This window comes from Halomonas sp. 3A7M, assembly GCF_014897875.1.
Classification (GTDB): Bacteria; Pseudomonadota; Gammaproteobacteria; order Pseudomonadales; family Halomonadaceae; genus Vreelandella.
The window spans coordinates 1-8,951 of the sequence record NZ_JABUZD010000045.1; the positions used below are offsets into that span (position 1 = coordinate 1).

11 protein-coding genes, 1 tRNA gene and 2 pseudogenes are annotated in these 8,951 nt (G+C 48.7%); 6 read left to right on the forward strand and 8 right to left on the reverse strand.

From position 1 onward, the window contains the following. Positions 1-275: 275 nt before the first annotated feature. Positions 276-650, forward strand: coding sequence for a histone-like nucleoid-structuring protein, MvaT/MvaU family (locus INT19_RS03605; protein WP_009724762.1), 375 nt, complete (start codon positions 276-278; stop codon positions 648-650). Positions 651-729: 79 nt separating this feature from the next. On the opposite strand, the gene INT19_RS03610 is transcribed toward INT19_RS03605, so the two are convergent. Further along, on the reverse strand, positions 730-1,563 hold the full coding sequence (locus INT19_RS03610; protein ID WP_193059757.1) for a helix-turn-helix transcriptional regulator: 834 nt from the start codon (positions 1,561-1,563) through the stop codon (positions 730-732). A 370-nt stretch (positions 1,564-1,933) separates the two neighbouring features. Here INT19_RS03610 and INT19_RS03615 point away from each other — a divergent pair, with 370 nt between their 5' ends. Then, the gene (locus INT19_RS03615; RefSeq protein ID WP_089038440.1) at positions 1,934-2,281 is read left to right on the forward strand and encodes a hypothetical protein; all 348 of its coding nucleotides are present in this window, start codon (positions 1,934-1,936) and stop codon (positions 2,279-2,281) included. Positions 2,282-2,308: 27 nt separating this feature from the next. On the opposite strand, the gene INT19_RS03620 is transcribed toward INT19_RS03615, so the two are convergent. From INT19_RS03620 to INT19_RS19575, 6 genes and pseudogenes are all read right to left on the reverse strand, one after another. Continuing rightward, on the reverse strand, positions 2,309-3,181 hold the full coding sequence (locus INT19_RS03620) for a DNA replication terminus site-binding protein (protein ID WP_193059758.1): 873 nt from the start codon (positions 3,179-3,181) through the stop codon (positions 2,309-2,311). A gap of 13 nt (positions 3,182-3,194) precedes the next feature. After that, positions 3,195-3,428 carry a DNA gyrase inhibitor YacG gene (yacG, locus tag INT19_RS03625; protein ID WP_083004574.1) on the reverse strand — a complete coding sequence of 78 codons (234 nt, stop codon included), beginning with the start codon at positions 3,426-3,428 and terminating at the stop codon, positions 3,195-3,197. A gap of 39 nt (positions 3,429-3,467) precedes the next feature. Further along, positions 3,468-4,064: a dephospho-CoA kinase gene (coaE, locus tag INT19_RS03630; RefSeq protein ID WP_193059759.1), complete on the reverse strand. Its 597-nt coding sequence runs from the start codon at positions 4,062-4,064 to the stop codon at positions 3,468-3,470. A gap of 40 nt (positions 4,065-4,104) precedes the next feature. After that, positions 4,105-4,950: a prepilin peptidase gene (locus tag INT19_RS03635; protein WP_193059760.1), complete on the reverse strand. Its 846-nt coding sequence runs from the start codon at positions 4,948-4,950 to the stop codon at positions 4,105-4,107. A gap of 40 nt (positions 4,951-4,990) precedes the next feature. Next, positions 4,991-5,584 (reverse strand): annotated as a pseudogene (locus tag INT19_RS03640) (type II secretion system F family protein); the annotation flags it as partial. A 3-nt stretch (positions 5,585-5,587) separates the two neighbouring features. Next, positions 5,588-5,935, reverse strand: a pseudogene (locus INT19_RS19575) (type IV-A pilus assembly ATPase PilB); the annotation flags it as partial. 345 nt (positions 5,936-6,280) lie between these two features. Between INT19_RS19575 and INT19_RS03645 the strand changes: the two are divergent. The 4 genes from INT19_RS03645 to INT19_RS03660 all read left to right on the forward strand — a co-directional run bounded on the left by INT19_RS03645 (position 6,281) and on the right by INT19_RS03660 (position 8,269). Continuing rightward, positions 6,281-6,547: a hypothetical protein gene (locus INT19_RS03645; protein ID WP_226916980.1), complete on the forward strand. Its 267-nt coding sequence runs from the start codon at positions 6,281-6,283 to the stop codon at positions 6,545-6,547. A 160-nt stretch (positions 6,548-6,707) separates the two neighbouring features. Continuing rightward, a complete protein-coding gene (locus tag INT19_RS03650; protein ID WP_193059763.1) occupies positions 6,708-7,163 on the forward strand; it encodes an anti-virulence regulator CigR family protein in 456 nt (151 codons plus the stop codon). Positions 7,164-7,256: 93 nt separating this feature from the next. Then, positions 7,257-8,066 (forward strand): inositol monophosphatase family protein, encoded by an 810-nt coding sequence (locus INT19_RS03655; RefSeq protein ID WP_193059764.1) that lies wholly within the window; start codon positions 7,257-7,259, stop codon positions 8,064-8,066. Between the two features lie 126 nt (positions 8,067-8,192). Then, a tRNA-Pro gene (locus tag INT19_RS03660) sits at positions 8,193-8,269 on the forward strand. A gap of 143 nt (positions 8,270-8,412) precedes the next feature. On the opposite strand, the gene INT19_RS03665 is transcribed toward INT19_RS03660, so the two are convergent. Continuing rightward, a complete protein-coding gene (locus tag INT19_RS03665; RefSeq protein WP_226912689.1) occupies positions 8,413-8,766 on the reverse strand; it encodes a VIT1/CCC1 transporter family protein in 354 nt (117 codons plus the stop codon). Positions 8,767-8,951: the final 185 nt, after the last annotated feature.

Genomic DNA, 8,951 nt, shown 5'->3' on the forward strand with positions numbered 1-8,951 from the left:
GTGGTGTGAGAGGACAGGGGAGGCGACTCCCCTTCCTACTCGATAATCTGTATGATATGACATAGATCATTAGCCTATGTTTGACTTGAGTATAAAGCTCGTTTTTATAGTTCCAACTAAGCAATAAAAATCGATTAGTATTTAAGCTAAAATCAACTAGACTATTGTCAGCTAGCGCATTTAAAGCAATAATGTGCGCGCATCCTGAACCCGTGCGTACTGAGTTGATAGATTGATTAACTCGCGCAGTTAAACCTTTGCTAAAAGGAATCCCCATGTCGTTATTAAATGAGTATATTCAAAAGGAACAGCAGCTAAAACAACTGCAAGAAGACTTACAGCGCTTGGAAGGTGATCAGCGCTTGAAAAGCGAGCTTGAATTTAAAGCTAAGCTTGAAGCGTTAATGAACGAGTTTGGTAAGCGTCCTTCTGATGTTATTGCATTGCTGGACCCTAACGCGGATCAGCGCGGATCCAAAGGTGCTGCGGCATCCTCTACGCGTCGTAAGCGTCGTCTGAAGATTTATAAGAACCCGCATACTGGTGAAGTGATTGAAACCCGTGGCGGTAATCATAAAGGCCTGCGTAGCTGGAAAGATGAGCATGGTGATGAAGCCGTCGAATCCTGGCTAGAGCGTATGGAAGACTGAGTCGTTTTAAACCGGCATTTCTAACAAGAAGTGCCGGTTTTTGGTTTGATGAGAGCGGATAAAAAATTATCCAGACTGGCTAGGCAGATAAAGGTATTCGAAGCTCAATATGATGCGGATGCCATAATACTTGCGGTGCATCACCGCTGATATTTAAACGATTTTTTTCATCCATTAATGCCACTAGCGTTTCAGATATTACATAAGATAATTGCGAAATATTATCGAAGTATATTTTCGCATAGTAGCGTGAAGGAATGTCTACCCGACGGTAGTTGACAGGCAGTGCTAGGTATTCGGCAGTATCTCTATTCTCTAGATAGAGCCCGATATCAGTTCGAGTGTGGTTCGGTGCAGGTTCTTCTACAGCGGCTGTCACTTTCTCTGTTAAAAGGTCTGGCAATACCATGGTTGGGGTGGATGCCTCTAGTTGGGCTTGTAGGTGGTCTAAATGGTTAGCGTGATACTTTTTGTTGCCTAGCCCAGGAATGTGGTCTGGTGCTTGGTACAAGCGCATTAAAACCACATGTGCGGGACGGTTTCTTTCAATGCTGATTGTGAATTTTTTGTCAGGTCTGTTCAGAAGATACAGGCTGCTTATCGCTTGACGGTATTCGCGGGGTGACAGCCGGTAGCGGCGCTGAAATGCACGTGAAAAAGAAGAGTGATTAGTATATCCACAACGAATAGCGATTTGCGCTATATTTTGTGAGGTGAGTGAAAGTAAGACAGCGGCTCGCTCAAGACGCCTTTTTTCACGGTAAGCACTAGGTGAAATGTTGAAACAGTGGCGGAACTGTCGGCGTATTTGTGATGCTGAGTATCCTAAGTGATTAGCAAGGTCTTCGATTCCAAGCGGCTTATCGAGAGTGTCTTGCAGCCAGATCTCAGCTCGCATCATTGCATTGAACATTATCTGGCCTCCTATGCTTAAGTCGTACAGGTCGCGCTACTCATCTCACCTGTAATGCACCATCCCGGTGCTTGCGTTGCTAGTGATCTAATAGGCGATTAACATTGCTGCTTGCCTACTAGATGAATTTGCCGCTATATGCGCCACCTTAGGTTGCTTAACTGGGCGTTTTTGCTCTGCCAGTAGGAGCATCCTGTTTTATATCGGGAGCAGCTTATTTATTACTAAGTTGTGATGCCTTTATGCTGGGAAGAAAGAGCAAAGGCAAGTTTGCTCAGAGGCTTTACGCGTTTGGGCACAGTTTTGCCGGAAAAAGGTCTGTTTCAGCAGACTTGTCATCCATTTCAAGTAAGGTGTAAATGAAACATCGATGAAATATCAAAAAGTTCAAAAACAGCTAGATGAGCGTGAAAAGCTACGTAAGTTTCGTGAGCTGGATGATGCCTTCGCGCAGGCGCTGCGCCAGTTAGAAGATCCTAACAGCGATTTCAATATTCCAACGGGGCCGCCAGTACGTTCAATTGCAGCGTTGGAAGCTGAGGATCAAGCTGCAGACGAAGCGGCACACTCGGATGAGCAAGAGCGTCTGTTTGATCAACGCTTAAAAGCGCTGATTGGCGAATATGATTTGTCGGAGCGAGATGTAAGCGAGGTCATACACGCGCTGCTGGAGTCTAAGCGGTGGAAGCTTGATGACGTGCCAGTAGCGGGTAAATAATGCGACGTTATGAGATGAGGTAACTCGTTAGCGATACCGATAGATGCGTAAGCTAGGTAAATATACGTCATCTTCTAGTTTTTCGTCGCGCCGCTTAGCTCTTGTGCGAGTCGTTGGAGGCATTTCTGCTGGGGCTTTGAGATGTGGTAATCGCCCTTCATTAGCAGGCACAATTAGCGGCATTGCAATATTAAGTGCTCGTCGCGTGTGCCCATCCGCAAGCGGTTCGACAAAAAACAGATTCGCGCGCATTAAAGGGGCTTGGGTTTGTACCTGCGCCAATATTTCTCCACTTGGAATGCTGGCGAGCTTGCGTAGCTGTATACGAATATGTGGTGCATCGCTGTCTAGTTGTAATAATTTTTGCTCAGCCTCTTGAACACTAACGCGTTTGATTGAGCGACCGCTGCTGTACCACGCTAGCCTAACTCTAGACACCGGCGCAGGGGCAATGGGGAGTTGTCGCCAGCACTGTTTCAGATGGAGTCTTGCAAATCCGCTTTTACGCAGTATGTCGTCGATATGGGGATGACGGTTTGGTAAGCGAGACTTAGCGTCGCTCAACGCGTTTGGATGAGACTGCTTAATGCGCGCGAGTAGGTCGCTGATATTTGCCTTTGCGTAGTTAATTTGATGGCACGCTGCTAATAAATCATCGTTAGCGGCGATGACCGCGATGTAGTTACGCGTTTCGCGGCCATCCTGTCCCTGCTGATGCCACATGTCCAGCAGTGCTTCCCTCAGCCAAATAGAATCGTTCGCGTCAGGCCGGAACCGCCAAGTAGGTGGTGGGCTAAATTCGTATAGCGCTGCAGCCCGCTCAATGGTGGCTACCAGTTGATCAAAGTGGGCATCAAGTTCATGCAGTAGATGATATAGAGGCAGCGTGGCGTCAGTCATGTTGGGCGAGCCTTTAAGAAAGAGGTGCGTCTCTATCTGCTTGAGCAAGCAGGGTATCCAAGTCCGCCTCATCCATGGCGGATTCACCTGCAATGCGATGTGACTCTTCCGCCCAAGCGCCCAAATCAAGTAATTGGCAACGTTTGCTACAAAAAGGGCGATAAGTACTTTCTGGCCCCCAGATAACTTTCTTGCCACATTGGGGGCAAGCAACCTCTAGCGGTGAATCATTTGCCGGTGTGGGCATGACAAACTCCTGTTTCAAAAGTACGTCTCAAGTACGTCGTTAAGTGCACTCGGCGCGATAACGACGATCCAGTTGGATGACCTGGCGCGTCATATTCGCATGGTCACCACTGTTGTCGATGACATCATTGCCTTTAGCAAGGCGTTCTTCGCGTGGAAGTTGGGCGGCGAGGATAGCACGCACCTGGGATTCACTCACCCCATCTCGGGCAAGCGTACGCGCTAATTGCAGCGATTCGGGCACATCGATGACTAACGTACGATTAACCAACTTATCTTGGCCAGACTCAAAAAGCAGAGGAGACACTAATAATACATAAGGCGACTGCGCCTGCAGACGATCCAGATGCAAAAGAAGGCGTTCGCGTACCTGGGGATGAGTGACAGACTCTAACCACTGCCGTTGCGCAGGATCCTCAAAAATGATGCTACGCAGTGCTGACCTATTCAGTGTTCCGTCGGAATTCAATACGTCTGTGCCAAAGTGTTCGGCAATAGCTGCCAGCGCGGGTTCGCCAACGGCAACGACTTCTCTAGCGACATCATCGGCATCTACCCAGCCAATCCCCAGTTCTCCAAACGCACGGGCAACAGTAGATTTTCCCGAGCCTATACCACCTGTTAGTCCAATGATCATGCATGCTCCCCAAAGAATTGAATCAAAACCGGCGTTAGGCTTAATACAGCAACGACGTATAGAGTGTCATTAACTCGTTGCCTACCAGTATGCAAATCCAGCCCGCCAGCGCAAGAAAGGGGCCAAAGGGGAGAGGTTGGCCACGTAACCGGGGATAAATAGCTTGAGCGGCTAATCCTATGATTGCGCCAATACCTGCAGATAAAATAAGCAGTAGCGGTAACATGCTCCAACCTACCCAGGCACCAAGCGCAGCGAGTAATTTGAAATCCCCAAACCCCATGCCTTCTTTGCCTGTTATGAGCTTAAATAGCCAGTAAAAGCTCCATAGCACAAGATAGCCCGCCATCGCGCCGATGACAGCGCCAGGGAGCAGTAGGGGCTGAAAGAACAATTGGTAAGCTAAGCCAGCCCATAACAACGGTAGGGTCAACATATCAGGGAGTAAATAGGTTCGAAAGTCGATTACTGCCAAAGCCAGTAGTGTTACACAAGCGCCATAGATAAACATTGCGCTTAGCGTCGGGCCATGCAAAGCCACAACGACCACAGCAAGTAGTCCGCCCATCAGCTCAACGAATGGGTACTGTACACTGATGGAAGTTTGGCAATGGGCGCATTTTCCCCTTCTTTTTATCCAGCCTATTAAAGGTAGGTTATCGTGCCAAGCAATGGGTTGTTCGCAGCGTGGACACATTGACCTTGGAGTAGCAAGGTTAAAGCGGGGGGATGTTTCGTCGGCCAGCTCAAGAGAGGCGCGTGCTTCATTACGCCAACGGCGCATTAGCATAACGGGTAAACGGGTGATGACAACGTTAAGAAAACTGCCAAAGCAGAGGCCGATCAGGAAAGCAAAAAAGAGGTAAAAGGTTGGTGATAAACCCATGGTATTCCAATTGTTGGGGAAGTGTGTATGAACGGTTTATTTATAGTGCGGTGCCAATTTCAAAAATAGGCAAATACATGGAGACAACAACGCCGCCCACTAGTGCGCCAAGGACAACGATAATAATCGGTTCCATTAACGAGGTCAGGGCGTCTACTTTATTATCCACTTCTTCTTCGTAGTAATCGGCGACTCGGTTAAGCATGGCATCTAGTGAGCCGGCTTCCTCACCAATATTCACCATTTGAACTGCCAGCGCTGGAAAGCGGTTGGTCATACGCATGGCGAAATGCAGCTGTTGTCCAGTAGTGACATCTTGGCGCACTTCATTAATCGCTCTGATATACACGCGATTATCCGATGCACCTGCGGCAGTTTCGAGCCCTTCAATAAGTGGCACGCCTGAAGTAAAGGTAGTCGCTAAGGTGCGTGTGAATCGTGAGACAGCCGATTTGTGTAAAATATCGCCAAGGATAGGCAGATGAAGCATCATGCTGTCTAACCGATAAGCGACGCGTGGTGAGCGTCGCGCTGCAGCTTTCAGCAGCATTATACTGCCAAATAGTGTACCTGTTGCTTGTAACCAGTACTTTTGGGCCATGTCCGATAAGTTAACCGTAAACTGAGGGACAGCGACAGTAAGGCGGTGCCCGTGGCGTGCCAGAGGAAGAATATCTAGACGCTCTAATATTTTAACGGGGTAGTCGTTGGCGGGTGGTAGCGCATTTATACGAATGGCATCTAGGTCAACGACCGGTAAACCATACTCCCAGGCAGCGGCCAGCGCTGCTGCGCCTGATTCTACTAACCCACTATCGACCACGTGCTGTAACAGCGACACGTCAAGCTCTGTTGCTGTGTTTTCCGCGACAGTCGCCTGAGCATCGGTCAGCACGCCATTTTCAACCAGCCGTTTAGCGATGCCGTGCAGGCCGCTATGCATGGCCGCCTTGCTCAGCGTCGGCCCGGGGGTTAAATCGTTCATGGCTAAATTCAATCATGTTTGTTTTATTTCTTTATGCTAAGTATTAATTATTATTAATAGTCAACGGAAATGTAACGATGTGATTGCTATTGTTGATTCAATATAGCATCGAGAAGTTGTTGGTATTGTTAAACATTGTGGCACGGGTTTGTTTAACGCACTTATCGCATTCATGTTATTGAAGAGGTAATTTAATAGCACAAAGGAGCAGTGTTATGAATAAAAAATTTTTTAAAATAACTACAATTCAGGAAGCAAAGTGGTTTTACTCTCATTGAACTGATGGTAGTCATTGCTATTATCGGAATCTTGGCTGCCATCGGCGTGCCCAAGTATGGAAGCTACTTGGACCGCTCAGAGGCTTCTGCATGTGTTGGAGAACTCAACTCATATAGAACACTTTCAATCGCGGAAGCGTCTCTCGGAGAGGGCGCGCCTGAATTCAGCTTTCAGTCATGTGCTGAAAATACGGATGTTGACGAGCTGTTCACTGTGTTTGCAGGCGCTGCAGATATCGAACTATCAGAAACTATTGAAGTTTTAACTCAGGATCGTCAGGAAACTGTGTATGTATCTGGGGACGGGATAATTTCTATGGCTGACGGGGAATAGTGTACAGCAACGTAAAAGCTAACCATTAGCTTTGGTAGCTGTGCCAGCTAATGGTTTTTTTATCTGCAGGTTTTTGCCCGTATTTTAATATTGTTCAATCTTCACACTGCCTGCGCATTTGCTCTCTATACTCAATGCTCCTGGTCATAAGGAGCCGATAATGAAATCAATCCCTCTTAGCGCTTGCCTGTTAGTTTGCACCCTGTTGTGGCAAGTGGCGGCAGTCGCACAGCCAGCACACGCACCCGCCCATGGTGCTAGAGACAACAGCCCACATTCCGAGCGCCAGCGTGGCGGGCAGGATATAGGCCGACATGAGCGTCGCCATCGCGACGAACGCGTTGTAGATCTTCCTCGTATCAACGAACGTGAACTGCTTCGTCTCTTGCGGCAATACGATGCGCCACGTGCCCAGCCATTGCCGCCGGGTATTCAGCGCAATTTAGAACGCGGTAAACCCCTTCCTCCGGGAATTGCAAAACGCTTTGATGGCCCGTTGGCATCTCAGCTTCCCCAGTACCCCGGCTACGAATGGGAGCGCGTAGGGGCCGATGTCGTACTCATTGAGGCGGCGACCCGTATCGTTGTCGATGTGCTGGTGGATGCGCTTCGTTAAAGGTTGTTTCGCATGGCTCATGGTAATGCCATGCGTCACCGCTTAAGCTGGGCTTACTTCAGGCAATGTGAAATTACCAAGTAAGGAGCGTTAATGACGGCCTACACCCTAGAAGAGCGGCTGGCGCTGGCAGTGCGTATTGCGGAGGAGGCAGGCGATATGATTCGCCGCGCCCGCGAACAGCAAGATTTCAGTCAACGTTTAAAAGCCGGCATTGAGCTGGTTACCGATGTTGATGTGGCAGTTGATACGCTAATTAGCCAGCGCCTGGAGGAGCATTTTCCTGGTGAAGCGAGATTGAGTGAAGAGCTAAGCCCTGAGCGTGCGCTGCATACCCCCGCCGAGCGGCTGTGGGTGGTAGATCCTATCGATGGAACCGTCAACTTTGCCCAAGGCCTGCGCCATGTGGCGGTGTCGATTGGCTGGATAGAGAACGGCATCGGTAAAGTAGGCGTCGTTCATGCCCCTTTCTTGGGTGATACCTTCAGTGCCGCGCAAGGATTAGGTGCGTACTGCAATCAGCAACCAATCAAGCCTAGTGACGCTGATACGCTTGAAAGCACTCTGGTGGCTACCGGTTTTCCCTACGATAAACAGGCTCGCAAACAGCTTCTACCACGTTTGGAAGCCGTGTTGGTGAGCTGTCAGGATGTTCGTCGCAATGGCGCAGCTGCGATTGACCTCTGTGATGTCGCCTGCGGCCGCTTAGACGCATATTACGAAAGCGTTTCACCATGGGACTTTGTCGCGGGTTGGGTCATTGCTCGCGAGGCAGGCGCGAAAGTAGGCCACTTAACTGAGGTGCCTGACGGCGTGCCAGCCGACCTCTACCCAGAGCAACTGCTCGTCACAACGCCCAAGGTATATGATGCCATGGCATCGCTACTTAAGAGCATCGATTAAGTGCAAGCGGCAAGCAATTGAAAAGAAAGCGCAAAAAGAGCTTTTCATTTGGTTAAGAAAGCGCTAGTATACGCACCGTCTTGAGGCAAACGATGTTGGTTAACATTCGTTGCCAACCCAAGATATCGGAGTGTGGCGCAGCTTGGTAGCGCGTTGCAATGGGGTTGCAAAGGTCGCAGGTTCGAATCCTGTCACTCCGACCAAACAGATAAAACGGTCACTTAGCTATTACAGCGGTGGCCGTTTTTTGGTTTTAAGCTTCATTCTGGATTAGCAATCATTAGCATAAGTTGTGAAGCTTACTGACATACTATGATTATTAATAGCCAAGCAGGTCTTTATAGGCCTAGCCTGCTAATAGACGCTGCGCGAGATAGCCTGTCGCAAAGGCGAGCCCGGCCGCAGCGCTACCCATGAAAAGAGTACGCAGGCCTGAGCGCCAAGCCGGTAGGCCGTAGACGGCGCTCTTGAGCATGCCAATAGCAAGGAATACGCCGCAAGCCAGCCCTAGACTGGCTAAAAACTGCGTTGTGGTCGCTAAGCTAGGTATCGTATACGGAAGTAACGGCAGAGCGCCCACGATCAAAAAAGCACCAAAGGTAACTAACGCTGCTCGAAGAGGGTTAAGTCCAACAGATGAAAGCCCATGCTCTTCTTGTAACATAGTAGTCACCCATCTATCCGGTTCACGACATGTCATTGTATTGGTCCCTTGTAGACAGATAGGAATAGTATAGCCACCATTAATAGAGTGATTGTAGTTAATGGCTGTTTATTTGATGCGGGTCATATTTCATGGCTATGATGATTTTTTGCTTTTTTAGTTAATTTATTTTTAAAATAAGTGAATCCGCATAAGTTATGGTGTATAAAGCGAGGCTTATA